The 26,029-nt window shown below is 41.5% G+C and carries 25 protein-coding genes; 16 read left to right on the top strand and 9 right to left on the bottom strand.

Annotated elements, in window-relative coordinates; translation table 11 throughout:
- Positions 1-24 precede the first annotated feature (24 nt).
- Complete coding sequence (locus GVX98_RS02905) at positions 25-354, bottom strand: hypothetical protein (RefSeq protein ID WP_159127211.1); 330 nt, start codon at positions 352-354, stop codon at positions 25-27.
- A 123-nt stretch (positions 355-477) separates the two neighbouring features.
- Here GVX98_RS02905 and GVX98_RS02900 point away from each other — a divergent pair, with 123 nt between their 5' ends.
- The 12 genes from GVX98_RS02900 to GVX98_RS02845 all read left to right on the top strand — a co-directional run bounded on the left by GVX98_RS02900 (position 478) and on the right by GVX98_RS02845 (position 10,097).
- Complete coding sequence (locus GVX98_RS02900) at positions 478-1,131, top strand: glutathione S-transferase N-terminal domain-containing protein (protein WP_159127210.1); 654 nt, start codon at positions 478-480, stop codon at positions 1,129-1,131.
- Between the two features lie 8 nt (positions 1,132-1,139).
- Positions 1,140-1,571, top strand: a complete 432-nt coding sequence (locus GVX98_RS02895) for a ClpXP protease specificity-enhancing factor (protein ID WP_005400226.1) — start codon at positions 1,140-1,142, stop codon at positions 1,569-1,571.
- Between the two features lie 17 nt (positions 1,572-1,588).
- Positions 1,589-2,248, top strand: a complete 660-nt coding sequence (locus GVX98_RS02890) for a hypothetical protein (RefSeq protein ID WP_159127209.1) — start codon at positions 1,589-1,591, stop codon at positions 2,246-2,248.
- Positions 2,249-2,643: 395 nt separating this feature from the next.
- Positions 2,644-3,003 (top strand): hypothetical protein, encoded by a 360-nt coding sequence (locus GVX98_RS02885; RefSeq protein WP_004983207.1) that lies wholly within the window; start codon positions 2,644-2,646, stop codon positions 3,001-3,003.
- 82 nt (positions 3,004-3,085) lie between these two features.
- Positions 3,086-4,051, top strand: coding sequence for a hypothetical protein (locus GVX98_RS02880; protein ID WP_159127208.1), 966 nt, complete (start codon positions 3,086-3,088; stop codon positions 4,049-4,051).
- Between the two features lie 9 nt (positions 4,052-4,060).
- Positions 4,061-4,609 carry an ATP/GTP-binding protein gene (locus tag GVX98_RS02875; RefSeq protein WP_004695077.1) on the top strand — a complete coding sequence of 183 codons (549 nt, stop codon included), beginning with the start codon at positions 4,061-4,063 and terminating at the stop codon, positions 4,607-4,609.
- 18 nt (positions 4,610-4,627) lie between these two features.
- Complete coding sequence (locus tag GVX98_RS02870) at positions 4,628-5,035, top strand: roadblock/LC7 domain-containing protein (protein WP_159127207.1); 408 nt, start codon at positions 4,628-4,630, stop codon at positions 5,033-5,035.
- Positions 5,036-5,875: 840 nt separating this feature from the next.
- Positions 5,876-6,781, top strand: coding sequence for a VacJ family lipoprotein (locus tag GVX98_RS02865; RefSeq protein WP_078426682.1), 906 nt, complete (start codon positions 5,876-5,878; stop codon positions 6,779-6,781).
- Positions 6,782-6,879: 98 nt separating this feature from the next.
- Positions 6,880-7,848, top strand: a complete 969-nt coding sequence (gene gigA / locus GVX98_RS02860; protein ID WP_159127206.1) for an RsbU family protein phosphatase GigA — start codon at positions 6,880-6,882, stop codon at positions 7,846-7,848.
- 112 nt (positions 7,849-7,960) lie between these two features.
- A complete protein-coding gene (gene gigB, locus GVX98_RS02855) occupies positions 7,961-8,482 on the top strand; it encodes an anti-anti-sigma factor GigB (RefSeq protein ID WP_004692241.1) in 522 nt (173 codons plus the stop codon).
- Positions 8,483-8,505: 23 nt separating this feature from the next.
- The gene (locus GVX98_RS02850; RefSeq protein ID WP_159127205.1) at positions 8,506-9,330 is read left to right on the top strand and encodes a carbon-nitrogen hydrolase family protein; all 825 of its coding nucleotides are present in this window, start codon (positions 8,506-8,508) and stop codon (positions 9,328-9,330) included.
- Positions 9,331-9,671: 341 nt separating this feature from the next.
- On the top strand, positions 9,672-10,097 hold the full coding sequence (locus GVX98_RS02845; RefSeq protein WP_005400731.1) for an organic hydroperoxide resistance protein: 426 nt from the start codon (positions 9,672-9,674) through the stop codon (positions 10,095-10,097).
- Positions 10,098-10,140: 43 nt separating this feature from the next.
- Here GVX98_RS02845 and GVX98_RS02840 read toward each other — a convergent pair whose 3' ends face one another.
- Complete coding sequence (locus tag GVX98_RS02840; RefSeq protein WP_159127204.1) at positions 10,141-10,719, bottom strand: hypothetical protein; 579 nt, start codon at positions 10,717-10,719, stop codon at positions 10,141-10,143.
- A gap of 116 nt (positions 10,720-10,835) precedes the next feature.
- The gene (gspE, locus tag GVX98_RS02835; RefSeq protein ID WP_159127203.1) at positions 10,836-12,323 is read right to left on the bottom strand and encodes a type II secretion system ATPase GspE; all 1,488 of its coding nucleotides are present in this window, start codon (positions 12,321-12,323) and stop codon (positions 10,836-10,838) included.
- Positions 12,324-12,428: 105 nt separating this feature from the next.
- Here gspE and GVX98_RS02830 point away from each other — a divergent pair, with 105 nt between their 5' ends.
- On the top strand, positions 12,429-13,250 hold the full coding sequence (locus GVX98_RS02830; protein WP_004692248.1) for a hypothetical protein: 822 nt from the start codon (positions 12,429-12,431) through the stop codon (positions 13,248-13,250).
- Between the two features lie 9 nt (positions 13,251-13,259).
- Complete coding sequence (locus tag GVX98_RS02825) at positions 13,260-14,183, top strand: mechanosensitive ion channel family protein (RefSeq protein ID WP_004692251.1); 924 nt, start codon at positions 13,260-13,262, stop codon at positions 14,181-14,183.
- Positions 14,184-14,232: 49 nt separating this feature from the next.
- On the opposite strand, the gene GVX98_RS02820 is transcribed toward GVX98_RS02825, so the two are convergent.
- On the bottom strand, positions 14,233-16,929 hold the full coding sequence (locus GVX98_RS02820; RefSeq protein WP_159127202.1) for a DUF2339 domain-containing protein: 2,697 nt from the start codon (positions 16,927-16,929) through the stop codon (positions 14,233-14,235).
- Positions 16,930-17,091: 162 nt separating this feature from the next.
- On the opposite strand from GVX98_RS02820, the gene polA reads away from it, so the two are divergent.
- Complete coding sequence (polA, locus tag GVX98_RS02815) at positions 17,092-19,857, top strand: DNA polymerase I (protein WP_159127201.1); 2,766 nt, start codon at positions 17,092-17,094, stop codon at positions 19,855-19,857.
- A 142-nt stretch (positions 19,858-19,999) separates the two neighbouring features.
- On the opposite strand, the gene GVX98_RS02810 is transcribed toward polA, so the two are convergent.
- The 5 genes from GVX98_RS02810 to ppx are packed head-to-tail and all read right to left on the bottom strand — an operon-like array spanning position 20,000 to position 25,115.
- Positions 20,000-20,569 carry a YggT family protein gene (locus GVX98_RS02810; protein ID WP_004979206.1) on the bottom strand — a complete coding sequence of 190 codons (570 nt, stop codon included), beginning with the start codon at positions 20,567-20,569 and terminating at the stop codon, positions 20,000-20,002.
- A 25-nt stretch (positions 20,570-20,594) separates the two neighbouring features.
- Complete coding sequence (gene proC / locus GVX98_RS02805) at positions 20,595-21,431, bottom strand: pyrroline-5-carboxylate reductase (RefSeq protein ID WP_171355055.1); 837 nt, start codon at positions 21,429-21,431, stop codon at positions 20,595-20,597.
- Positions 21,432-21,453: 22 nt separating this feature from the next.
- Positions 21,454-22,800, bottom strand: coding sequence for a tRNA lysidine(34) synthetase TilS (gene tilS, locus GVX98_RS02800; protein WP_159127200.1), 1,347 nt, complete (start codon positions 22,798-22,800; stop codon positions 21,454-21,456).
- Positions 22,737-23,561, bottom strand: coding sequence for an acetyl-CoA carboxylase carboxyltransferase subunit alpha (locus GVX98_RS02795; protein WP_078388708.1), 825 nt, complete (start codon positions 23,559-23,561; stop codon positions 22,737-22,739). The genes tilS and GVX98_RS02795 overlap by 64 nt, the downstream gene beginning before the upstream one ends.
- 30 nt (positions 23,562-23,591) lie before the next feature.
- Positions 23,592-25,115 (bottom strand): exopolyphosphatase, encoded by a 1,524-nt coding sequence (gene ppx / locus GVX98_RS02790; protein WP_004692262.1) that lies wholly within the window; start codon positions 25,113-25,115, stop codon positions 23,592-23,594.
- 263 nt (positions 25,116-25,378) lie between these two features.
- Here ppx and trxA point away from each other — a divergent pair, with 263 nt between their 5' ends.
- Entirely contained in the window at positions 25,379-25,705 is a 327-nt protein-coding gene (gene trxA / locus GVX98_RS02785) for a thioredoxin (protein WP_004692264.1), read from the top strand.
- Positions 25,706-26,029: the final 324 nt, after the last annotated feature.

Here is a 26,029-nt window from a genome sequence, read left to right as displayed (position 1 = left end):
ATGCCTGTAGTTGTATATTCCAGCTTATTTTGAAAATTGATGATCTTTGGGAAGTGGTGCATTACACGGCTCGTCGGTTTTCTCATCGACCATTTTCACAGGTCCATCATTATAAACAGTGACCTTACAGCCTTTTACTATATATACTTGCTGAATGCCGCCATACATCTCATCCTCAGATACAGAAGTAGCGACATCACAAGCTTCATCGGCAATACAAGCTGCATCTTCAGCAGTTTGCTGCGCTACATCTACCTGTTCAGCTACATCTTGATTTTGAGCATAACTACTTGAGATGGAAGTCATTAATATAATAACTGCGATCGATTGGGTGATTCTGAGCCTAAGCTGCATGGTTCTATCCTTATTTTTCATTTATTCCAAGTTGTTCGATTGTATAAGCATATTAAAGTTAAGATGATTTTATTGGCTATTTTTAGTATTCTAACCGATTCACTTCACCTAGTTTCTTGAAATATGTCTGTCGAAACTACTCCGCTTCAAGGAATTACGCTGTATAGCCATGCAGATGATTTTCGCTCCCATTGGATTCGTTATGTACTTGCAGAAAAGCAAATCAAATACCATTTGGTTTTAAGTGATGCCGATGATGAAGATCTCGCCAGCTTAAACCCTTATAATCAGCTGCCTATGTTGATTGAAAATGATTTAAAACTATTTAATGCCAATATCATCTCCGAGTATTTAGACGATCGTTATCGACAAAATAAGCTCTATGCCGACGCGCCCATGCCTCGTGCGGAACAGCGTCAGTATATTTGGCGCTTTGAACAAGATTGGCTAAAGCTTGCTGATATGATGCTGCGCCATCCAGATACACTCGATGAACAAGCAAAACTGCAAGCACAAAAAAAACTGAAAGACACACTTATTTCCCTAACACCATTGTTTCAGCATTTCCCCTATTTCATGTCAGAAAGCTTTAGTATTTTAGATTGCATGCTCGCACCCATCTTTCTACGCTTAAACAGCATGGGCGTGCATTTACCCAAACAGCAATGCCGTCCAATCTATTTATATTGCCAACGTATTTTTAGCCGCCCTGCATTTTTAAAGTCTTTAACTTTGCAGGAGAAAAACCACTATCAATCTGAATTTAAACAGCTGTAGAGAACATTATGTCTGATCAAGAATTAAACCTTACGCCGACTCGCCCATATTTAGCTCGCGCCATTTATGAATGGATTTGTGATAACCAACTGACACCGCATTTATTGGTCGATGCAACCCAACCAAATACCCTCGTTCCTGAACAGTTTATTCAAGATGGACAAATTGTCTTAAACATCGTCCCTCATGCAGTGCATGCGCTACATATGAGCAACGATGCGATTACCTTCTCTGCTCGTTTTGGTGGGGTATCTCGTGATATTTATGTCCCACTTAATGCTGTGATTGGCATTTATGCCCGTGAAAATGGACAAGGCTTGTTCTTCGATCCAAGTGAGTATGACAATCATACCCAAAGTGAGCAAAATGCTTTAAAATCAGACAATGAAGAAAAAACTGAACCCGCTAAGAAAAAACCAAGTTTAAGGTTATTAGATTAATAAAATGGAGTAATTATATGGCTTTTGATTTAGTACAATATTTTGCAGAGCAGATTAAAATTCAAAAGCCTGAGCTTCTGAGTCAATATTCAGATGAGGAGCGACTTCAATATCTTTCTGAGGCCAACACTCTCTCGCTTGGAAAACTCATCACTTTGATGCGTCAAGATGGCACCAAGCTCTATCAAGAAATTCAAACTCAAGATCATCTTTATATTCAAGAGCTTGCAAGGCATCTCACCACGTTTTCGCAAAATGAATCACAGTTAGCGAAGGCAGACTTAGAACATAGCCTGACCACCATGTTAGGTCTTCAGTTTGCTGAACTCAAACAACTTGATGTCACTGGGAACTTTGGCGAACATGGAATACGTGAGCTGCTTGTCGGTCAAATCGAACACCTTTCAGGTCTGGCAGATGACTGGGTTTGGACAACAAATGAGCTAACAGAGCTGATTGGCTCTAAACCCAAGCCTGAAGAAGAGCTATCATTAGAAGAGACGATGAAGGAGTTTAATCAAATGGTAAATCAACACGCAACAGACCACTCAGATCAGCTACACACACAGGTAGTAGAGCAAAATCCAACGCCAACATGGGCAAAACTGATTGAGCCTGCTGTGGCTATTGTTATTTTATGGGGACTTTATTGCACAGCAAGTGAAATGTTTGTCTGATTCCCAAGGGATGCACTTATTTTGCGCATCCCTTTATTTTTTAATGAAAAATAATTATATATTTCATCGTTAAAAATCAAAAAAAACGATTTATTTTTTACTTTTATTTGTCCAAATGTTGAAAGTTATATTTTGTTACAATAGCAAATAAATTAAACACTTTTTCAAATAACAATAAACTTTCTCACACTCCTTTTTAAAATACGCAAACTTAATCACAGAATCTGTAGCAAAAACTGACTAAAAGCCTCGGGTTTAATCGTACATTTATTCATCTTTTTTTTGTTACATTTATTTATATTGATAATTTTTTCACGCCGTCCATATAATTAAATCGACTTGTGAAACAACAAGTTAAAAGGATTTCAAAACTCATAAAATTAAAGAGAAAAACTATGGCTAAAGTGTCATTGGAAGCATTAGCAAATATCGATGGATTCTATGCAGCAGCATTGGTCGATGGGGAAAGCGGTTTAGCCCTAGCAACTCAAGGCGGTGGAAGCATCGATTTAGAACTCGCGGCTGCAGGTAATACTGAAGTCGTTCGCTCAAAACGACGTGTTGCACAAGCATTGAACTTGAATGACACCATCGAAGATATTTTAATTACGCTGGGTAAGCAGTATCACCTTATTCGTCCTTTAGAAGGCAATGACAAAATTTTCTTATATCTTGTCCTTGAACGCTCTAAAGCAAATCTTGCCATGGCTCGCCATGAACTCAAAGGATATGAAAAAGGCCTAGATTTTTCTTAATTTGAATTGCCCCTTTCTCATCCTTTTGGGAAAGGGGTTGTATGCGTTGTCCTCTTCAACCTCATTAAATTAAAGAAACACTATGAATAAGCAATATATTAATATTGCGATTACCGGCCTGAGTTCAAACCATTCTGACGAACTTAAAACACAGCTACGTAATCTCATTCCTCAAGAGTATCAAATTAACTGGAGCTCGGCTGCTGACCCCACTATTGATTGTTTATTTATCCATGAAAGTTTTTATGAAACCGAAGGGATCCAAAAGATCATTCGAAGTCGTCAGTTCCCATGGCTAAAAATTTCTAAGCAAACCCATAACGAAAACCGACTCCACGAAAACACACTTTCTTTACCAATTACACACCTTGAAAGCTTCTCGAATTGGATTATTCAACATCTACTACATCCCTCTTTTGAGAATCAACAAATCCTTCCTATCGAAACTCAGAATAAAAAAACACCCTACAAATTAGAGTATTTCAGCAAAATGCTGGATAGCGAACGCAACTCAAAGCTACATCTTTTTGATACTTTGGGCACCATTGCCATTATTGATATTCAGAAAAATATCGCTTGGCTCAATACAGAGCGTGAACAAGCCTTTACAGATTCTGGTTTTGATTATGACATTGCCAGCACCAGTAACTTCATGAAAGTCTCACGTAAGCACCCTCATATACTTAGCGACTGGTTATGGCAGTTTTTTTGGGATTCACCCATATTTTTGAAAGAAATTGCGCCTGAAGATGGACATTTTAAGATCCATATGTGGCCTAAGCCAGTAAGCAATGTGGACAGGAAAACCATTTTTCAACTTTCCAGCTGCTTTATTCAAGGTGGTAAAATTTCAAAAATTGCAACGCAATTAAACCTCCCCATTGAAACTGTGCAGCGCTTTATTGCAGCCAATATCGCGACCCATAACCTCTCAAAAATCAATATTTGGGATAAACACTTTAACCCACCAGAAATGCCTCAAGTTGCAGAAGAAGCAGGATTAATTAAAAGTTTCTTTGGAAAATTAAGAAAAAAACTAGGCATATAGGATACTAATATGATTTTACAACGCTTTAAAATTGTTTTTGCTGGTGGTATGGGTGCGGGTAAAACGGAGGCGATTCGATCACTTTCAGAGATTCCCGTATTGCAAACGGAGGCTTTCAATACAGATGCTCAGCGCCATACCAAATTGGAAACCACCGTTGGTATTGATTATGGTGAAATCACGCTTGATGAAAACCTGACCATTGGGCTATATGGTACACCTGGGCAAAGTCGCTTCGACTTTATTTGGTCTGCAATTACTAAAGGCGCTATTGGTGCAGTGATTTTGATTGACCATCATTCAGACAACCCTATTCAAGAATTAGAAAGCTATCTGGAAACCTTTCAAAACTTTACCGACAATATTGCGATCGGCATTACACATACCGATCTTCTTTCTGAGTCAACCAAATCAACCACTATCTATAAAGACTGGTTATTACAAAATGATCTCTTTTCTCCACTCTTCTTTATCGATGCAAGAAAGAAAGATGACGTTTTGTTATTATTAGAAGCGCTCATTACATCCATTGAGATCAACTCAAATATTGCCAATTAACCCATAACGAGGTTCTATATGTTTACTTTAGCGCAAAGCCGCTCAGCACCAAAAGAGTTAATTGATTTTGCAAAGAGTGAGATTCAAGATGTTCTCATGAATGTCCGCAGTGTCAATTATGTCATGCTGTGTAGCACAGATGGCTTCGAGTTAGCCCATGTCTATAAAAGAGATGGTTATAACAGTACTAAACTTGCAGCAGTTAGCAGCTCAATTTTAGCTATGGTTGCAGCCTTTATGAATGAAATTCATCTCGAAGGTTGTCAATCCATTACTTTGGATGCGGACAATGGTAAAGCCATTTTAACCTCGATTCCTTCTCCAAATCATCCAATGATTATTGTGACATTAACTGAAAAAGATGTACTCTTAGGACAGCTACTGTATACCCTAAAAAATGCAAGCAACAAAATTATCCAATACTAATATCCTTGATAAAAATATAAACAAATTTTGTTTTTATTAGCGACTAAGCCTATTAAATTTTAGATGCTATCTTTAGCTGCATCTTCTTATTCTTACCTAGTATTTCAGCATAAAAAAATCCCCCTAACCGTTAAGTTAGGGGGATTTAGAATTAATGAGCTGGCGATGACTTACTCTCACATGGATAACTCCACACTACCATCAGCGCTAAGAGGTTTCACTTCTGAGTNTTGCATGTGTTAAGCCTGCCGCCAGCGTTCAATCTGAGCCATGATCAAACTCTTCAGTTAAAAATCATTAGTAGCTTATGGCTACAAATCTTGGCTCATCAATTTTCTGACAAATATTTCTCAAATAAACTTCGAGTAATTTTTACCATTCAATCAATGAAATATTTTCGATCGATCAATCAGTAAAAATCCACACAAGTTGTTCTTCATAATCTCTTAATGATCTTCTTACTGATTCGTCATCAGCAAGCTAGGTCGGCTATACTACTCTCTTTCAAGAAGAAGTCAACTGGTTTTGTTAATTATTTTTAAACTTATTCAAGACTTTCAGATTCTACCGCTTGGGCTAAATCCTTGTTTCTCAACAAGTTTTAATCAACATCACCGCCGATGGATGTGCATTCTACAGCATTTCTAATCCAACACAACCCCCTTTATTCAATTATTTATAAAAAAACTTCCAACTGTTTACTTATTCAGCAAAATAACACTTTTTTACTAACATTTCTTAAAATTTGATTTAACAATGATCAATAAAGAGCTGTTAATATAGTTAAAAGATTATTTTTTTAATTCACCTGCTGATTATAAAGTTCCGGAACTCTTTTATATGCAACACATTCGCCACTTATGCGCTGGTCTACTCTTTGTAGGCTTTACAACATTTGCATTTGCTGAAGATGTAGCGCCTACAGCTGCCAGCGAAATAGATACCAGTGCTGATCCGCAAACAGCCCAATCTTCTTCTTCGCTTAAAGAATTAAAGAATATTAAAGCAAAAGATTTAAAAGTAGATGCCAATGCGGCACAACCTGATAATGTAAAAGATCCACTTCAACCTTTAAATAGACAAATTTTTGCCGTCAATGATGCTTTAGACCGTGCGATCGTTCGCCCAATTGCGGTGGAATATAAAGAAAAGATCCCTTCACCGATTCGTGACTCTTATAGTGGCTTCCGTAAAAACCTCGGTGAACCTTGGAATGCGGTAAACCAACTTATACAAGGTCGTCCTGGCCGCGCCGCAAAAACTTTAGGTCGATTTACCATTAATACGGTAACTACTTTAGGTTTTGCAGATCCTGCTTCGCGTTTGGGTTTAGAAACTGAAGATGAAAACTTTGGTACGACTCTCGGCTATTGGGGGGTTCCATCTGGCCCATACCTAGTACTTCCTGTTTTTGGGCCAAGTACTTTCCGTGATGGCTTTGGCTTGGTTATTGACGGCTATGCACGCCCACAAAGATACATATTAGAAGATGAAGAAGGCCTGTATTGGGCGGAACAGACTTTACGTGGTATTGATGTGCGATCACAACTGATTGATATTGAGGGTGCGATTCAAGGCGACAAATATTCCTCAATTCGTGATATTTATTTACAACGTAAAAACTTCATTATTGCTGAGAAAAAAGGCCAAGAAGCTGAAGGAATGTTCATTGATGAGGTCGGTGATGATGATTCTTCTAGCTCTCCATCAACCAATGAATCGCATCAAATGTTAGATACGGAATAACAATGTATTGTAGCTAGAGTTGAATTTTTTTTCTCTAGCTGTAATTTGCTTGTTATAGTAAAGCAATAGCTTAATGCTAAGGATAAGCCATTTTTTTTATGTATTTCATTCAACCCTCTCGCCATATTCCATATTTAGAACAGGTGCTAGACACACTACCAAGTGTGCAAATGATTCGCATAGAAGACATTGATCTTTATGACCCGACTATTATTGCTATTGCCGATATCCAAGATTATTTAGATTATAAATGGACACTGCCCACGATTGTCCTTGCCTTTGAAAATGAAGGTAGTGCTTTAGCTCAAGCGTGGGAACTCGGTGCTTTAGCAGGCTGGATGTGGAATAAACTCCCCAGTAATCCCCAACAATCCTTACTTAAAATTGATGCTCAATATAAACGTAATCAAGACAGTCGCGATCTGCCTTCCGCAGCAGAGTTACAAAAGCGACTTTTACCAAACCCTATAGAACTCCAAAACTACACCGTTGAAACGTTTTTTCAGCCTTCTGCTTATTTGTCTGGAGACTGGTTTGATTATTGGAAAATTAGCGATAAAGAAGTGATGTTCTATTTGGCTGATGTATCCGGTCATGGGGTCACCAGCAGCTTACTAACCTCTTGGATGGCGGCTTTTCATGGTCGTGCCAAAACACCGCGTGAGCTCATTAAGAAACTCAATGGCATGTTGGTTCAAGAGAATATTGAAAAGCACATCACCATGATTGCAGGGATTTTAAACCTCGAAACACATCAACTTCGTTGGTCAAGTGCAGGACACTATCCCCCCGCAATTGTCTTTGAGCCAAATCAAGCTCCTAAAATATTACATACCAGTAGTTTTCCTTTGGGCCTTACTGAAGAACTGGAAGTTGAAGAGCATGAATGTGTACTCAACCGTCATGCCCGCTTCATTATTTGTTCCGATGGCGCACTCGAACCCTTCAATGGTGGACTGAATGATCAGTTCACACAATTGGTCTATCATTTGCAAAATCAATCTTTTGAAGCACCAGAACATGTTGCAGATGATATTGCCATTTTAAGTTTACGTCGAATGAATTAATCAAATTATCAATAACTTATTACAATATCCTATCTTCTAAGACTGTTAGATACTTGAGTAAGTATTTGCCCTATGGGATAATTTCCTATCCTTCTCTGCAAATGGCATTTATATGTCAACAGGTCATGTTGAATATGCAAGCTTGAATGGAACGCATATTTTTAAGCTTATTGGCGAAGTGCGTGCCCAATCTTGTATCAGTCTAGACAAACTTTTAAACCGTATTGAACAACAGTCAAATGTTGTTGGTGCAATCGTAGATTTAACCCAAACTACATTCATCGACAGCACTGTGTTAGGCATTTTGGCAAAGTTAGGCTTAAAGCTTAAACAGATCCATAATATCCAAGCTGTTATGTTGTCCACCAATTCTGATATCACTACCTTAGCCAACAGTATGGGGCTAGGGCAGGTTTTTGTGATTTTAAACTACTGTGGCGATCCAAATGTTTGTACCCTCGAACTGATGGAAGAGCACATTACGCATCGTAATATGTTAAACACCGTACTAGATGCACATAAGACTTTGATGGAGCTGAATCAAAGTAATCAAAATATGTTTGAACCTTTGGTCAAACAGTTGCAAAAAGAACAAGACAGCCTCGATCAAGTGTCACAGCAACAAAACGCATAACAACAAATTTTGTAGGCCCATTTATGACTTTACTTTCTGTTGTACAGATGAACTCTCAAAATGACATCGAAGCAAACTTCCTTGTCATTGAGTCTCTCATTCAACAAAGTAAAGCAAATGGTGCTGAACTTATTGTGTTCCCCGAAAACTTCGTTTGTTTTGCCGCAGGCAAACAACGTGAGACCGCAGCACAGTTTGAAGATATTCAAAAGCGTTTAGAAAATCTTGCTCATCAATATCAGATCTGGATCGTCGCGGGTACTCTCCCATGCCCGTTCCGTCCAGATGGTTCTGTTATTGAAGATGGTCGTGTTCGTACAGTCAGTCTTTGTATCAGCCCTGAACGGACCGAAGCACGTTATGACAAAATTCATTTGTTTGACGTACAAGTTGGCGATGCTGTGGGTGGCTACCAAGAATCTAAGTTTTTTGAACCTGGTACAGATGTCGTTGTGGCAAAAACACCTTTTGGTAATATTGGCTTAATGGTTTGCTATGACTTACGCTTTCCTGAATTGGCTTTAACTTTACGCGCGCGTGGCGCAAATATTTTGACTGCTCCTGCTGCATTTACCTACACCACAGGGCAAATGCACTGGCAGTTATTATTACAAGCCCGTGCGATGGACAGTCAATGTCAGGTTTTAGGCGCCGCACAACAAGGCTGGCATGGTGAAAAGAGACAAACTTGGGGACATGCAGCGGCAACCAATAGCCGTGGTCAAGTTTTGGATTTGATTCTTAACCCGGGCGCACAGTTGATTACGGTTCCTTTTGACTTGGCAGAACAAGCTCAAATTCGTGAAAGTATGCCGTTGATGCAACATCGGAAATTAGTACAGTTTTAATCAAGCCGTGATCTTTTAAGACAACTTCATTCTCAGCACAAAACCTCATGATGATTCGCTGCTGCTCTTTCATTGAGTAGCTTTAGCACACTAAATGCATGAATCTATCCCCCTTTTTAAATTGATAAAGTTTCCGTGCTTTCAGTTCTTGTTCACATCAACAAGCCCGATTGAGAATTTTTAAAAAAAACAATAATAGGCATTCACATCATTGATTTTTAATAAAATAAACTTTCCACTTAATCGCAAGCATTCTCTGTAGAAATTTACAAAAACACTGCTTATTCTTTCTGCAATTTAGGACAGGATAAGGACTCAAATATAATATTCAGGGAATCACAATGTCTTTAGAAAAAGTAGTTTATACCGCACATGCTAAAGCGACAGGTGGCCGTGACGGCCGCGCAACCTCTTCTGATGGAATTTTAGATGTAAAACTTACCGTTCCTAAAGAAATGGGCGGCGCAGGTGGTGGAACGAACCCTGAACAGCTTTTTGCCGCAGGTTATTCTGCATGTTTCCTAGGTGCAATGAAGTTTGTTGCTAACCGTGACCAATTAAAAATTACACCTGATGTTTATATCGAAGGTGATGTAGGTATTGGCCCTATTCCAACAGGTTTTGGTATTCAAGTGACCTTGAACATTCACTTAGAAGGTTTAGAGCAAGCCGAAGCGCAAAAATTAGTGGATGCAGCCCATATCGTTTGCCCTTATTCAAATGCAACGCGTGGAAATATTGATGTGACATTGAATGTGATTGTTTAAGTCATCTTTTCTATCCCGAAGTCATTGCTTTGGGATAGAGAGTTCATAACTTACAAGGGTTTGGAAATATCTTTTTAAATTTCTTTTGATCATCGATTTCATCTGCCAGCAAAATCAAATTTCCTTTTTGATCAAAATAAGAAGTGCCTTGGAACACCGTATATTGGGCAATATCAAAAATAGGGACATTTTTAAAAATAGGGTGCTGAGTACTGATCAAAGTATGTCTTTTTTTCGAATTTAATTGGCGAGCTGTGATTTTATTGTATTCAGAATCAGTTTCAATTAAACAATTATTCTTCGTATCAATAGCGATAAATTCTTGAGTCGCATCATCTTCTTGTTTATTTCTCGATAGAAAACTATGAGCCTGACATGGGCTACCACATGACATTTGAACATGATAATAATTTTGATTTAAACGCTCAATATTTGGTGATTTCATACCGCCATAAACTTTTTCTTTCTTGCCATTGGTGCTTCTAATGACATCACAAGACCACTCCATTTCATCATTGCATTGTTTATAAACATTAAAAGTTTCATCTTTTGCAAAACTGAGTGGAGTAAAAAATACCATACCACTCAACACACCAAACAAGGCTAAGGATTTATTCATCATTATAAAGTTCTTTATTTTCATTCTAAAAGTAAAACGAAATCTGTTATGAAACACATCAGGTAATTTCAGGATAATACAACTACACACATAATCCGTATCCACTACTCGATATTCTATTATTCAGCAGCGTCATTGGTCACACGCAATACTTCTTCCAGTGTGGTTTTCCCCGCCAATACTTTACGCAAACCATCATCACGAATAGAACCTGAGTGTTGTCTTGCATAACTTTCTAGCTCAAACTCAGCTGCATTGCCATGAACTAAACGGCGCATCTGATCGTCCACAGCGACAATTTCATAAATTGCCGTCCGCCCCGTAAAACCCGTATGTGAACAACGTTCACAGCCATTCGGTTGAGGTAACTGAAGTTCTGATTTTGGGTTCAAATGCTGAAACAGTTGTGTTTCAAAAGTATCGGCATCATGCCAAATGGAACAATGGCTACATAAGGTTCGCACTAAACGCTGTGCAATCACACCAATCAAAGAACTCGACAGTAAAAATGGCTCAATGCCCATGTCTTTTAAACGAGTGACCGCACCAATGGCCGTATTGGTATGCAGTGTAGATAAAACCAAATGCCCTGTGAGCGATGCTTGTACCGCAATTTCAGCCGTTTCCAAGTCACGTATTTCACCCACCATTACTACATCAGGGTCTTGACGTAGCATGGCCTTTAAGGCTCTCGCAAAAGTCATATCGACTTTGGTGTTGACTTGCGTCTGTCCAATCCCTTCCAGTTGATATTCAATCGGGTCTTCGGCGGTCAAAATATTTTTCGAACCATCATTAAGGTCTGAAAGCGCCGCATAAAGCGTTGTGGTTTTACCCGAACCTGTCGGCCCTGTGACCAAAATAATTCCGTGTGGTCGATGCACCAATTGGGTTAAACGCTCATAATCAGGTTTCAATAAGCCCAAATGGGTCATGTTCAAACGACCAGCTTGTTTATCTAATAAACGCATCACCACACGCTCGCCATGTGATGATGGCAACGTCGATACACGCACATCCACTTCACGCCCGGCTAAACGCAGCGAAATACGCCCGTCTTGCGGAATTCGTTTTTCTGCAATATCCAATTTGGCCATGACTTTAATACGAGACACTAACAGCGGTGCTAGTTCACGGCGTGGCTGCACAATTTCACGTAATTGCCCATCGACACGTAAACGCACCGATAGTTTCTTTTCAAAGGCTTCAATATGAATATCGGATGCACCAACACGAATGGCTTCAGACAATAATGCATTAATCAAACGAACAATTGGAGCATCATCTTCTTGATCCATCAGATCTTCAGCTTCAGGCACTTGGTCAGCTAAACTGAGTAAATCGGGATGATCTTCTAAACCTGCGGCCACTTGTTGTGATTCGCCACTATCCCCGGCATAACTACTGCTTAAAAGCTGGTGAAATTCTTCATCACTACACAGTTGATGTTGTGCTGCCACACCTAAAAAACGGCGTGCCTCTTGCAAAGCCAACAACGGCGTACTTTCACGGCGCACAATAAAGGCTTGATTGCCTTCGTAACGCAACAGCACGCCATGACGCTTCGCAAAACTATAGGGAATTTGTAATTGTTTAAGCACTTGCATCTTAAAATTATAATAATGATGAAAAATATTATTTTGAGTGTACTCTAAGCATATGACAGCGTGAAGTCTGTTTTTCACTGATTTGCAATATAAGGAAATGTGCTGTTGCCTAATATGAATGAACTGTTTGAATCGGATAGCCCCAATTTAAAATGGTGGGGGGAATACAACTTTGAGTTGAATCAAGCCCGTGCGTGGCAGTTCGGCTCATTACTTTTTCGCCTCACCCGCGGTCTACAAGAATGGCGTTTAGAGTTCCATCGTCCTCAAGTTCAGTATGACTATGAGCAAAAATGGCATGCGATAGAAGACCCACATTTCGCCTTTCCACAACCCGTTGAAATTAAACGCTACATGTTTAAAAACACTCACCATACGATTCAACTGATGCCACGTTTGGCCGATCGTTCAGTCGTGATTAAACCTGTCGATCCGATTTATATTCCAGCTGGTCAGCGCGGAACGCTGTATATCAGCACTCCGTTATGGATTTCGGGTTTTATTGAAGGTCAGCGAGACCCCCTATTTGATATTCCTGTGATTTTACCCAAAGAAACTTGGTTTGGGCCAAACCATCGTACAGGTGAAATTGCCTACGCTACAGCTGTCGATGGTCGAACTGAATTGCATCAACTCAAACCACGTGCATTTCGTGCAGTGACGCCTATTGAGTTCCACAATACCAGCCATTTACAACTGCGTTTTGACCGCATGAACGTGCCTGTTTCAGCCCTGCCTTTATTTTATAGTGAAAGTACGGATCGACTTTGGACATCGCAAATTAAAGTCTTGCATGAAGGTGCCGATCGGCCACCGAGAATCCGTATCGAGAACCGTACGCCTCCGCATGCAGGCAAAGTGATTTATGTGCATCCACCGCGCTCTTCGGCGAGTGCATTATTTAATATGTTTGATTCATTCTTCTAAGGGGGACAGATGCCAAACTCAAATATTCCCCAAGAAATTACCAGTAGCCTAAAAGGCATTTTTACCAACATCAACACAGAACGATTAACAGAAATCTTAATTGCCTTAGTGCTGTGTTTTGTTGGGTTTCTATTGGCACGTCTGGTTTCAAATACCTTTATCCGAACCATTGGCACCAAGTTTAACGCCCACCAACGGCTGGTCTGGCGTCGTGGTATTTTTTATTTTATTTTCCTAATTTTTGTGATGGCCAGCCTCAAAGAAGCTGGTTTTAAACTCAGTGTGTTCTTAGGCGCAGCAGGTATTTTGACGGTTGCTTTGGGTTTTGCCTCGCAAACCTCTGCATCCAACTTAATCAGTGGTTTGTTCCTAATTGGTGAAGGTTCTTTTGAAATTGGTGACACCATTTCAATCACCCTTATTCGCGGCAATACCATTGAAGGTGAAGTCATTTCAATTGACCTCCTCTCGGTTAAGTTACTCACTCAGGACAACATTTATGTACGACTGCCGAATGAACAACTGATTCGAGCCCCAGTTCATAACCTCTCTAAGTTTCCAATACGGCGTATTCCCATCACCCTAGCAATTAACTTTCATGAGAACATCATTAAAGTACGCGAGGTGCTGATTGATGTGGCTAATAAATATCCTTTGGTGCTTGCAGACCCTAAACCTGCCGTCACCGTCACCGCCTTTCGTGAGTCTTCGATTGAGTTACTGTTTGCCGTGTGGTGTCAGCAAGAACACTTTTTGCAAGTGCGTGATGAAATGCAGGAACGTATTCGTAATGGTTTCTTAGATAACCAAATCGAAATTCCTGTGCCGAAAATGGGCTTTGTCGATCATCCGCTTTCGCGTCCTTTATCCAATGAAGAAATTGATCAATATGCCAATGCACAAGCCTTAAAACGAGAACCGAACATCAAATAAATCTCTTCAGCTCCTTATAATCCAGGCAGACATAAGGAGCTGAACTTGTTTAATTGATCTTTTCCTCAAGTTCCGGCATCGGCGCAATATACGCAATTACCAACATTACCAAACCTGCACCTAAAAATGAAATCACGCGGGTGAGTGTCCCTATATGAGATAAGTCAAACAAGACCAATTTCAGCGTCACCAAGACCAAAATACACCCACCAAAAATCCACAATGAACGCAAGTTGCGTTTGGTTGCTATCAGCATGCAAATGAAAGCCAAACTAACCCAAAGCAAAGTAAAGCTCAGTTGCACTAAAGCGTTTTGCCACATTTCCCAGTCATTATAGGGTGTTAGGAAGTAGACATGCAGCGCACGTAGCACCACATAACTACTGAGCCAAAGTAGACTCGACATCATCAAAATGGCACCCAGACTTTTTTCCAAACCCGATTTCATTTGTAAATTCAGCATCCAAATGACACCAATCAGCATTGCAATACTGACCAAGTCAAATGGGTTGAAAATGGGTAACCAGTACCCTGCAAAAGCTTGTTGGCTAAAGATCTGAGAACACACGATCCAAAACAACATGAGCGCTAAGGTATTGCGTGCTTGCCAAAACTGTCTCCATCGTGTTTGAGTCGATTGTGTGTAGCACCATGCAGCAAAGGCCAGCGGTAAAATGACCATGCTCAAATACGGCATACTTGGAATGAAAGTTAAGCTGGTCAGCGCCAAACTCAGTAAAGCACCCAAACTCACCCACTCCTGCTCATCCTCCACACTCTGTAACGGGCGAAGCCACAGCAACGTGAGCAATCCACTCGTTAAAGCAAACAATAGACGGTCTAAACCAGACTGCCACATAATGATGCCATCATGGCTCAGGTCAACCAAGAAAATGAAGGCAATTGCATACAGCGGAATCAGGCCAATCCATTTGGGTAATAGCCATGACCAACTGGCTTTGCGGTAGAGCAACCATTCATTCAGCACTGTATATAAAAGCACGATGATCAGTAGCGCCATCGTCACCTGACTTTTACTGTCGATTTTATCCAAAAGTAGGATAAACAACATGCTGGTTGCTGAAAGCAGTTGTAAGCAAAAAAAGGCAATGGTGGCAAAAGACAACTGTTGTCTAAAGCGCTCTACACTGTTGGCAACGGCAACCACAGCAAAATAACTCAGACACAGCGCCCAATAGACTTCCGTTGGAAAACGATTGAGCTCCGCCACATAGTACAGACTTGAGAGCCCTGCCACGGCCAATAAGCCCATCGCCAAATAACGACTCAGGGCGGAATTTCGATATAAGGCATACATAAAGATCAGTGCACCCTCAACACTCCACCCCACCACACCCCACTGATCAGGCAGCAAAATAGGGGGAATCAGCGCCAAGAAAACCAAGGTCAAACTGAGATAACTTTGTGCAATCAACTCAACACTGTGGGATCTTTTTAGCAGTTGATAAAGCATGGCATAGAGCGCTGCAAAGCCTAGACTAAAGTCTGCCTGCCAAATTGTTTCCTCAAAATACATCACATACAAAAAAGCAAAAGCAACAATGGGGGCAGCAAAAATCAAAGCCACATCCAAGATCGGTTTTAACTTAAACTGAGTTAAATCCTCACGCGCCAACAGTTGACTATAACGAAAACTCAACCAAATAAAGACCGCACTATGTGCCAAAACCAACACGGCTAGCATGCCTCGCTCAGGCGCTTTACCCTGGTAAAAGGCATAAGCGCCACCTACGACCACAGTCATTATAAAAGCAATTTGATTGAGGACTTTCCATGGTCTTAACGTGCTTAAAACCGCGACCGCAATATTGATAACCAAATAGTAGGCCACCAGCTCTATCGCAGTGGCATTCCGTACAGGTAAAGTAAAAGGCGCCAAATAAGCAATGATCATCGCCATCAACGCCAGCTCAATCGACTGCTGTTTTAAACTGAGCCAAAGTGTAATCGCCATCACCACCACAAAGCACAGGCTCGCAGTCGCTAAACTTGCAATCACACCGTTGTAGTAAGCAAAAAACAAAGTCAAAAATAAGCCTGACAGTCCAAGTGCTTCCAAAGCCAAAGCAAAACTGCGGTTCTTTTGTAGGAGTGCGCAACCAAAGACTACAACACCTACACTTAAAGCAGCAACGAGGCTAAGCTTTACCGCGAGACTCAACTGCCAATGTTCGGTAGCAAAGCGTAATAATAAAATAAGCCCAATCAGCAGTATCACAATCGCAACTTTTAAGACAGGATTGCCCTGCCAAAACCAGCGTTTCACTTGCTCACTGAGACTTAAATCATCTGTGTTGTTTAGAGTAGTGGGTAAAGAGGGAGAATTTTCAGATTCTGTGAATCGGTCAGATATCACCTGATGTGGCTGTGCTTGCACGGATAACAATAGATATTCTAGGCGACGTAACCAACGAAAGAAAAAGAACAACCAACCACTGATCCCCAATCCAATGAGTCCGCCCCATTGCCCCACCATGCCAATTAAAATAACGAAAGCAGCAAGGTAAAGCGGCACTTTTGACGTTGGCTGGAAAGCAATGCCCCGTTGTTCCGCTAACCTCGCACTGGGGTGTTCAATGCTATCGATATAGTGCATAACACTCATGATCAAAGCGATTCCACACAATGCACTCAACAGCGGCACGGCCAAAAACCATGCTGCAATCGCAACAATCGTCAGCCCCATTAACCACATCATGCGAATTTCACGCTGTCCAGTTTGCATCCGTTCTCAATCTCTTTTTCTCATCTTCAAATAATACATCAGCTTGTAGTACATCTTTAAGCGCATAACCGTAACCATCTATGCCAATCAGTACATCAATACACTTTGTTCTGCGTCAAAATCACGTACAATAAACGGGTTATTTGGATAAGGAATCTTGCAATGCCACCATTTGTCTTGGTCGATGGCTCATACTTTTTATTTCGTGCTTTTCATGCTTTGCCACCGCTCACCACGTCAACTGGCTTACATACCAATGCAATTCGTGGGGCAATTTCTGCCATCCAAAAACTGATGCGTCGTACCCAGCCAACACATATGGCAGTCATTTTTGATACACCTGAACCAACTTTCCGTCATGTGCTATCACCCATTTATAAAGGTGACCGACCAAGTATGCCTGATGAATTATCGGAACAAATTCCATACTTGCATGCCTTAATTCGTGCTTTGGGTATCCCCTTATACATGCTCCCAGGTGCAGAAGCAGATGACATCATTGGGACTTTAGCCAAACGTGCGGAAGCCGCGGGACAGCAAGTGCTGATTTCCACAGGTGATAAAGACATGGCTCAACTGGTGACCGATAAAGTCACCTTAGAAGACAGCTTTAAAGACAAGCCGATGGATGTGAATGGCGTGTTTGAAAAGTTTGGGGTGTGGCCAAACCAAATTATTGACTATCTGACTTTAATGGGCGATGCCTCTGACGGCATTATGGGTGTTCCGGGTGTCGGGGCTAAAACCGCAGCAAAACTGTTAACAGAATATGGCTCGATTGGTGGCATTTTAGAAAATGTCGATAAAATTAAAGGCAAAGTCGGTCAAAACATCAAAGAACATGCCGATGGAATTGCTCTTGATCACCAACTGGCAAGTATTGTCTGTGACTTAGAGACAGGTCTGACCTTTGACGATCTCAAACTCCAAGATCCGAATACCGAAGCCTTGCGTTCACTGTATACCGAGCTTGAATTCCGCCAGCAGTTACAATCGCTCGATCATCCAAACAATCCCAATAGCGCAACCTACAAACAAGCGACGCAACACATTGCCAAATCAGCGCAGTCTGAAACCGTTATCAATACAGAAGATCAGGCCGTTCAAAGCAGTGTCGATGACCAACTGGGTCAAGCGAACTACCATACTGTGCTCAGTGCAGAACAGTGGACACAATTATTCAAGCGTTTAAGTACAGAAAAACGTTTTGCCTTTGATACTGAAACCACCAGTTTAGACTATCGCGTAGCGCAAATTGTTGGTTTTTCGGTCGCTTTCGATGCGCAAGATGCATATTACGTTCCACTTGCGCATGATTATGAAAATGCCCCTGCGCAGTTAGATTGTGAACAGATCTTGGCGCAAATTAAACCTATTTTAGAAGATGAATCGGTTCAGAAAATCGGGCATCATTTGAAATACGATGCACATGTTTTAGAAAATCATGGCATTGAACTGAAAGGTTGGTATTTCGATACCATGTTGGCATCTTATGTACTCAATGCTGTGGCGACTCGTCACGGGATGGATGATGTTTCACGACTCTACCTCAGCCACTTAACCACCACTTTTGAACAGGTGGCGGGTAAAGGCGCAAAACAGAAAACATTTAACCAAATTGAGATCGAAACTGCCGCGCACTATGCCGCTGAAGATGCCCATGTAACCTATCGCCTGTTTGAAGTGCTCGATGCCAAACTGCAAAAGCATCCCGAATTGGTCAATATTTTACACAATGTCGAAATGCCAGTTGCCCGCGTCCTGACCATCATGGAAGAAAACGGCATTGAGCTCGACTTAGGCTTCCTTGACCAACTCGGTGTTGAGTTTGCCAAAACTATGGCCAATCTTGAAAACCAGATTACCGAACTGGCAGGACAAAGTTTCAATGTTAGCTCGCCGAAACAAGTCGGTGAAATTTTGTTTGATAAACTCGGACTCAAGGGTGGTAAAAAAACCGCAACAGGTCAGTACAGTACCTCTGAAAGTGTTTTAGAAAAAATTGACCACCCGATTACCGAGCTGATTTTAGACTATCGCGGTTTATCCAAACTAAAAAGCACCTATACCGATGGCTTATTAAAACAAGCCAACAGCGATACCCATCGTGTGCATACCAGTTATCACCAAGCACTGACCGCAACTGGTCGTCTGTCTTCGACCGATCCCAACTTACAGAACATTCCTGTGCGTGAGGAAATTGGACGTCAAATTCGTAAAGCCTTTATTGCACCACAAGGTCGCGTGCTCTTGGCAGCCGATTATTCACAAATTGAACTGCGTTTAATGGCGCATTTCTCACAAGATGAAGCCTTGGTCGATGCCTTTAATCATGGGCAAGATGTACACCGTCGTACAGCGGCTGAAGTCTTAGGTGTCGCACTTGAAGATGTCACGTCAGACCAACGTCGTCAGGCCAAAGCCGTCAATTTCGGTCTACTCTACGGCATGTCTGAGTTTGGCTTAACCCGTCAACTCGGTTTTAGCCGTGAAGAATCGCGTGGCTATATTGCGAAATACTTCCAACGTTATCCGGGCGTGCTCGACTATATGGAACGTACCCGTCAAATTGCACGTGAACAAGGTTTTGTCGAAACCATTTTAGGCCGTCGCTTGTATACGCCCGATATTATGGCAAGCAATAAAATGATCAAACAAGCGGCTGAACGTGCCGCAATTAATGCACCGCTGCAAGGTTCTGCTGCGGACATTATTAAAATGGCGATGATTGCTGTTGATCAAATGCTGCCTAAAGATCAAGCCAAAATGCTACTACAAGTACACGATGAATTGGTTTTTGAAGTCGATGAAAGTATTGCAGATGAACTAGCTTCGAAACTGGCAGACGTGATGCAATCCGTCTTGCAAATTTCTGTGCCATTGTTGGTTGAAGTCGGCAAAGGTCGAAACTGGGATGAAGCCCACTAAAACATTTGCACCGTCCCCCTCCTAGGAGGAAGGCTGGTATGGAGGCCATTTGCCTCCTAGAAGAAATATCAACGTCTTCACCTAAAAATTTCAACCACAAAAAAGGACTCGCAATCGAGTCCTTTCTTTATTCGCTACAATCTTATAAACCAGTGAGCAGGACAATCGCCACTTCATTCATAATCATTTCAGCAATATACAACGCCAAGAACGCTACGATTGGAGAAAGATCAATCATGCCCATATTGGGCAATAAACGGCGAAACGGGGCCAATAATGGTTCGGCAAGCTCTTGAATCACTTCGATATAAGGTGAGCGTGACTGCGTAAACATCACCACCCAACTTAAAATAATCGTTGCAAAAATCAGGTAACGACAGAAACGAATCAAGTCCTGAATCATGGTCACAAAAGTTAAAATGACCAAATGCACAGGACTATTCGGCATCGCTCCAGAGAGATACATGACGCCAAAAATTTTCAGTAAGTACAATAAAACCAAAAGCACTAAAGCCGCTAAGTTAACGCGGCCTTTCGCTACATTTGGAAAAATACGACCAAACATATCCACAATTTTTGTGGCTTTTACGGTCGACATCACCACTGGGTTATAAAAGTTAACCGCTGCCAACTGCATGAGAAAGCGGAAGAACACCAGTAAAATTGCAACGTTAATAATGATGCCAAAAATTAGCGCAGAGTTTGCACCCATACTTGAACTTTCCTAAATAAAACGATTATTTGCTACTTTCACTCAGCTCTTGAGCAAGTTCCTGACTGCGCTTTTGAGCAGCAGCCAATGCAGCTTGGATATTTTGTGAAATTTGTGCACGATCAAACACTTCAAGTGCCGCTTGGGTTGTACCATTCGGTGAAGTGACATTTTTACGCAATTCAGCTGGTGTATTTGAGCTCGTGATTGCCATTTGTGCCGCACCCAATGCAGTTTGCAACGTCAACGCCGTTGCTACTTTTTCATCTAGACCGAGGTTTTTACCTGCACGGATCATGCTTTCCATCATATAGAAAAAATACGCAGGACCTGAACCAGACACCGCAGTCACAGCATCAATTTGCGCTTCCTCGCCTACCCATAAAGTCAAACCTGTCGCAGCAAGTACTTGGCTCGCCAAATCACGGTCTTCTTTATCTACAGCATCAGTGGCATATAAACCATGCGCACCTGTTTGTACTAAAGCAGGTGTATTTGGCATCACACGAACAATACGATTACTGCCAGCTAATGCAGCAATCGTTGCAATTTCAGCACCCGCAACAATCGAAATAATCAACTTACCGTCAAACAAACCACTTAATGGCTTTAAAACATTGGCTAAAACTTGAGGTTTAACCGCTAAGACCACGACATCAGCTTCACGAATAGCAGATGCGTTGTCCTCAGTCACCACCAAGTCTTTTTCAGCCAATAAATGACGAACTTGTTCAACAGGATCAGAAACCGTAATGCGAGTTGAAGGTAAACCACGTGAAATCAAGCCACCAATGAGGGCTTGAGCCATGTTACCACCGCCGATAAAACAAATATTACGATTCAACACTGCGCTCATGATTATTTCTCTATCCTGAATTTTTTAACTAAGCGATTAAATTTGGTTGCCATCCACCCGCTTCACAATAAGCCGACTCGACCAACCAAAATCCTTTAGGCGTAAAAACACCAAGCATAACATTATCTATGCTTAATATTTGTATTGTATGACGTTGCCACGGAAAAATTTGTGCACTCTGAATGGCTTTTTTCAACGGCCAAGCCCCAACACGTCCATACAAATGCAGTTTTTCCCCACCTAAGCGCGGTTTTATCTGTAAAGGCTGCTCTAATAATGCAGAAGACAGTCCATATTTTTGTGTTTCTATGCGATATTGCCCTGAAGCCAATCCATAAGCTTGATCTAAACTAAACCGTTGCTCAATTGACTCAATCGTCTGAAATTGTTCCGCCAAATACTCGGCTTTACTGACACGAAAGAGCTGTTGTTGATAGCGTACATAATAATATTGGTTCCAATGCAATGCGGCTTGAGCATCCACTTTGGATTCAATCACTTCATCAAATAGGCGTTGCACCATATCAAAAGCAGGACGATATAAGTCCTCACCTTTCATCCAAGCAGACAACAGCTGTCGCTGTCTCGGTGCTGATAACTGACGAAATGAAGTTAAATTTAAAACCGAAGCATCCCCACAACTGGCCCAGTCTTGCGCCAACACATCGGCTAAAATCGTTTCGGCATCCTGCATCAAATAACTGGTGCGTGCCAAAGCTTGCTGCATTTTCGGAAAGCGTTTTTCTAAGATTGGCCACAATTCGGCTCGGCACCATGCACGATCATAACTGGTATCAAAATTGGTTTGGTCTTGAATATTTCTCAACTGCATCTCAGCAGCCCACAGCTCAATTTGCTGTCTGGACAAAGCCAATAGCGGGCGCCAAATTGTAAATTGCTCTCGTATGTCGATGCTCTGCATGGCGGCAAGTCCATGAATCCCCGCACCAGAGAGTAATCGGAGTAAAACGGTTTCGGCTTGATCTTGTTGATGATGGGCGAGAACTAAAATTTCATTGGCAAGAAGATGCTTCTGAAAGGCCGCATAACGTGCACTACGCGCTTGGCTTTCTACATTGCCTGTATCAACATCCACTGCTTGAATCACACATGGGACATCCAAGACATAGCATTGTTCTTGAACAAAGCTACCCCACTGCGGACTGACATCCTGCAATTGATGATCAATATAGATGGCGCGAATGCGCTTGGGAAATAAATGAGACATCAAATGGAGTAGCAGCATGGAATCCATGCCACCACTACATCCGATTAAAAAATGAGGCTGTTCAGGCGTATCCTGAAACTCAGTTAAGACACTAGCCCTAAATTGTCGCTGCCAAACTTCATTAAACGTTGGTAACGTGCTTCGCATCGTTCATTCGCATCCATTGGTTGCAACTCAGCCAATGCATCTTTTAAAACGGTTTTTAAAGCATGCATGACTTGTTCTGGGTTGAGATGAGCGCCTTCACCTTCATCGACCACATATTCAACAATACCAATTTTCTGTAGTTTTTCAGCAGTCAATGCCAAAGCTTCGCTGGCTTGCTCTGCTTTTTCAGCTGTTTTCCATAAAATAGACGCACAGCCTTCAGGTGAAATGACTGAATAAATACTATGGGATAACATCACCACACGGTCAGCCACACCAATACCCAGTGCACCACCTGAACCGCCTTCACCAAGTACGGTTGCAATTACAGGCACTTTCAAGCTTGAAAGTTGTGCCAAAGATGTAGCAATTGCTTCAGCCTGACCACGTTCTTCTGCACCAACACCTGGATATGCACCCATGGTATCAATAAAAGTAAAGACGGGTAGATTAAAACGTTCAGCCATATCGAGTAAACGTTGTGATTTACGGTAACCTTCAGGGTTACTCATACCAAAGTTATGTTGTAACTTTTCACGCGTACTGCGACCACGGTGTTGACCCACAATCATGACTGGCTGACCATCAAAGCGAGCTAATCCACCGATCATTGCACCATCATCACCAAATAAGCGATCACCATGCAAAGCATCAAATTCGGTAAAAATTTCACTCACATAATCTAAAAATTGCGGACGCTCAGGATGACGTGCAATTTGAACCGTCGTCCATGCTTTGGATTGCGCAGCTTTATTCTTCATAGCTCAACCATAAATCCCTAATTGACCAATTTATTCATCGACAAATTGTTCTGATTGGATATCCAGCTCAACATCCCAATGCTTAAATTGCGCTTGCTCATCATGCAAGTCTGCAACCAGCAAAGGCCATTGCGCGGCATTACCAGAAACACTCAGTTGCCATTGTTGCGCATTGCCTACTGTTAATTCAATGGCAGGAAGCATCTGATCGCTACGACTATGATTCAGTAAAACTGCGAGGCGAAGTAACAAACACAGATAGACTAATTTGTTGCCGCCAACCTTCATCACATCGACACGCGCGTCACTGCGCAGCTTACGACGGTGATGGGCCACCAAATGCGACAGATGGTTTTGATCAATTTGTGAGAAGCCTGCAATGTCAGAATGTTGCAATAAATATGCACCATGACGATGGTAGCCCGCATGACTAATCGCTAAACCAATTTCGTGCAGATAAGCTGCACGACGCAGTAAATCACTGTCTTCTGTGGTTAATTTTAGTGAATCCGCCACACCATCAAACAAATGCTGAGCCATGTTCACGACCCGTTCAGCTTGTTTTGGATCGGCGTTATAACGGCCCATTAACGCTTGTACAGAACGATCTCGAATATCTTCATGTTGAAAACGTCCCAGCAAGTCATACATCACCCCTTCGCGTAGGGCACCATCTGAATACACCAGTTTATCCAGTTCGAGTACATCAAAAATGGCATACAAAATAGCGATTCCGGCTGGCAAAACTGCTCGACGGTCTTCTTTTAGACCATCAAACTCCATCTCAGCGACATGTTTGTATTTGAGCAATTTTTCTTTAAGCTTATCTAAACCGTCACGGGTGAGCTCTTCTTTTTCATTACTCCAGCCCATATTCACGGTAATTTGACGACACGCTTTGATGGTTCCGCTCGAACCGACCACTGTATCCCAACCCGCTTCTTTATAGGTATTGGCAATACCAGACAGCTCCTTACGTGCTGCCACCACGGCTTTATCAAAACTTTTTTGGTTAATTTCACCATCGACAAAGAAGGCTTTGGTAAATGCTACACAGCCCATTTGTAAAGATTCGGTATGAATGGGCTCAAATTCCTCACCAATAATCAGCTCTGTTGAACCCCCACCGATATCAATCACAAGGCGGCGCCCACTGTTTACCATGGTATGAGATACACCCAAATAAATCAGACGAGCCTCTTCACGACCTGCAATAATTTCGATGTGCTTTGGCAAAATTTCTGCCGCTTTTTGAATAAATTCATGTCCATTTTTGGCTTGGCGTAGCGCATTGGTCGCCACAATTCTTAAACGATTCGGCTGAACCGAACCTAAGCGTCCGACAAAGCGAGATAAACAGGCTAAACCACGCTGCTGTGCGGCTTCTGTTAAGTTTTTATTTTCATCTAAACCCGCTGCTAACTGCACTTTTTCTGACATTGACGCAACTTTTTTCACTTCGCCATGATCCACTCGCGCAATCGCTAAGTGGAAGCTGTTCGACCCCATATCGATGGCAGCAAGTAACTCTTCATCAATCAAAAAATCAGACATGATTTAATATAAACCTATACAGAATTGTGCTTAGATTAATTCACCTCCATGCAATTTAAAAGCCATTTATGGTCAGAAATTGACGAGCTTTTAAAATTTCGGCATATATGACAATTGTGTTACACGATCAGTAACATCGTGAGCTTCAATTAGACAAATTCAAACTAAAGGTTGAAAATTTAGTAATCCATCTACTCAGTGATAGCAGGCTATGACATACTATTAGCCATAAAACTATCCAAAAATTGAAACTGGAGCTATCCATGTCTGGCAATATCGTAAATACAACTGATACAAACTTCGACGCTGATGTACTTCAATCAGACGTTCCTGTGCTTGTTGACTTCTGGGCAGGCTGGTGTGCGCCATGTAAAGCAATTGCACCTGTATTAGAAGTATTGGCGAACGAATACGAAGGTAAAGTGAAGATTGTTAAAGTTGACGTGACTTCTTGCGAAGCAACGGCTGTGAACTATAACATCCGTAATATCCCTGCATTACTTATGTTCAAAAATGGTGAAGTTGTTGCTCAACAAGTGGGCGCTGCACCAAAATCGAAATTGACTGCTTTCATTGAAGAAAACATTTAAGCATCCATTTAGATTGAAAATGAAATACGCTGTCTAAACAACAGCGTATTTTTTTCGGCTATAAATTGACAAGTCTGTCTTTCTCTCTTATATTGCATGATCAAGAGATAAAGGATTATTCAATCCTGTCATTTTCTTAAAAGACACAACACATAAGATCGCCGCTCGGCAATACAAATTGTTTTGACACGTTTCTCTTCAAACAATGAATCAGTCCTCTGAATTGTTATAGTTCAAATACAATTGCGTTACTTCATTGCATGTCTGCGGCTAAATGTTGCTTCCTTTTCATCCTGTAATTTAGAATTTTTGATTCTTATCTGA

Source organism: Acinetobacter sp. 8I-beige (assembly GCF_902505955.1).
Classification (GTDB): Bacteria; Pseudomonadota; Gammaproteobacteria; order Pseudomonadales; family Moraxellaceae; genus Acinetobacter; species Acinetobacter johnsonii.
Note: the sequence above shows the minus strand (reverse complement) of the source record. Positions and strands in the feature narration are given on the sequence as shown.

Bases quoted from the DNA above. Each gene is read 5' to 3' on its own strand.
- GVX98_RS02870 (WP_159127207.1), top strand. From the start codon at position 4,628: ATGTTTACTTTAGCGCAAAGCCGCTCAGCACCAAAAGAGTTAATTGAT.
- GVX98_RS02900 (WP_159127210.1), top strand. From the start codon at position 478: ATGTCTGTCGAAACTACTCCGCTTCAAGGAATTACGCTGTATAGCCAT.
- GVX98_RS02905 (WP_159127211.1), bottom strand. From the start codon at position 354: ATGCAGCTTAGGCTCAGAATCACCCAATCGATCGCAGTTATTATATTA.
- gspE (WP_159127203.1), bottom strand. From the start codon at position 12,323: ATGCAAGTGCTTAAACAATTACAAATTCCCTATAGTTTTGCGAAGCGT.
- GVX98_RS02795 (WP_078388708.1), bottom strand. From the start codon at position 23,561: ATGAAGAATAAAGCTGCGCAATCCAAAGCATGGACGACGGTTCAAATT.
- tilS (WP_159127200.1), bottom strand. From the start codon at position 22,800: ATGCGAAGCACGTTACCAACGTTTAATGAAGTTTGGCAGCGACAATTT.
- GVX98_RS02895 (WP_005400226.1), top strand. From the start codon at position 1,140: ATGTCTGATCAAGAATTAAACCTTACGCCGACTCGCCCATATTTAGCT.
- GVX98_RS02810 (WP_004979206.1), bottom strand. From the start codon at position 20,569: ATGGGTGCAAACTCTGCGCTAATTTTTGGCATCATTATTAACGTTGCA.
- GVX98_RS02880 (WP_159127208.1), top strand. From the start codon at position 3,086: ATGAATAAGCAATATATTAATATTGCGATTACCGGCCTGAGTTCAAAC.
- polA (WP_159127201.1), top strand. From the start codon at position 17,092: ATGCCACCATTTGTCTTGGTCGATGGCTCATACTTTTTATTTCGTGCT.
- GVX98_RS02885 (WP_004983207.1), top strand. From the start codon at position 2,644: ATGGCTAAAGTGTCATTGGAAGCATTAGCAAATATCGATGGATTCTAT.
- GVX98_RS02865 (WP_078426682.1), top strand. From the start codon at position 5,876: ATGCAACACATTCGCCACTTATGCGCTGGTCTACTCTTTGTAGGCTTT.
- GVX98_RS02890 (WP_159127209.1), top strand. From the start codon at position 1,589: ATGGCTTTTGATTTAGTACAATATTTTGCAGAGCAGATTAAAATTCAA.
- GVX98_RS02875 (WP_004695077.1), top strand. From the start codon at position 4,061: ATGATTTTACAACGCTTTAAAATTGTTTTTGCTGGTGGTATGGGTGCG.
- gigA (WP_159127206.1), top strand. From the start codon at position 6,880: ATGTATTTCATTCAACCCTCTCGCCATATTCCATATTTAGAACAGGTG.
- GVX98_RS02825 (WP_004692251.1), top strand. From the start codon at position 13,260: ATGCCAAACTCAAATATTCCCCAAGAAATTACCAGTAGCCTAAAAGGC.
- GVX98_RS02850 (WP_159127205.1), top strand. From the start codon at position 8,506: ATGACTTTACTTTCTGTTGTACAGATGAACTCTCAAAATGACATCGAA.
- trxA (WP_004692264.1), top strand. From the start codon at position 25,379: ATGTCTGGCAATATCGTAAATACAACTGATACAAACTTCGACGCTGAT.
- gigB (WP_004692241.1), top strand. From the start codon at position 7,961: ATGTCAACAGGTCATGTTGAATATGCAAGCTTGAATGGAACGCATATT.
- GVX98_RS02820 (WP_159127202.1), bottom strand. From the start codon at position 16,929: ATGCAAACTGGACAGCGTGAAATTCGCATGATGTGGTTAATGGGGCTG.
- GVX98_RS02840 (WP_159127204.1), bottom strand. From the start codon at position 10,719: ATGATGAATAAATCCTTAGCCTTGTTTGGTGTGTTGAGTGGTATGGTA.
- GVX98_RS02845 (WP_005400731.1), top strand. From the start codon at position 9,672: ATGTCTTTAGAAAAAGTAGTTTATACCGCACATGCTAAAGCGACAGGT.
- ppx (WP_004692262.1), bottom strand. From the start codon at position 25,115: ATGTCTGATTTTTTGATTGATGAAGAGTTACTTGCTGCCATCGATATG.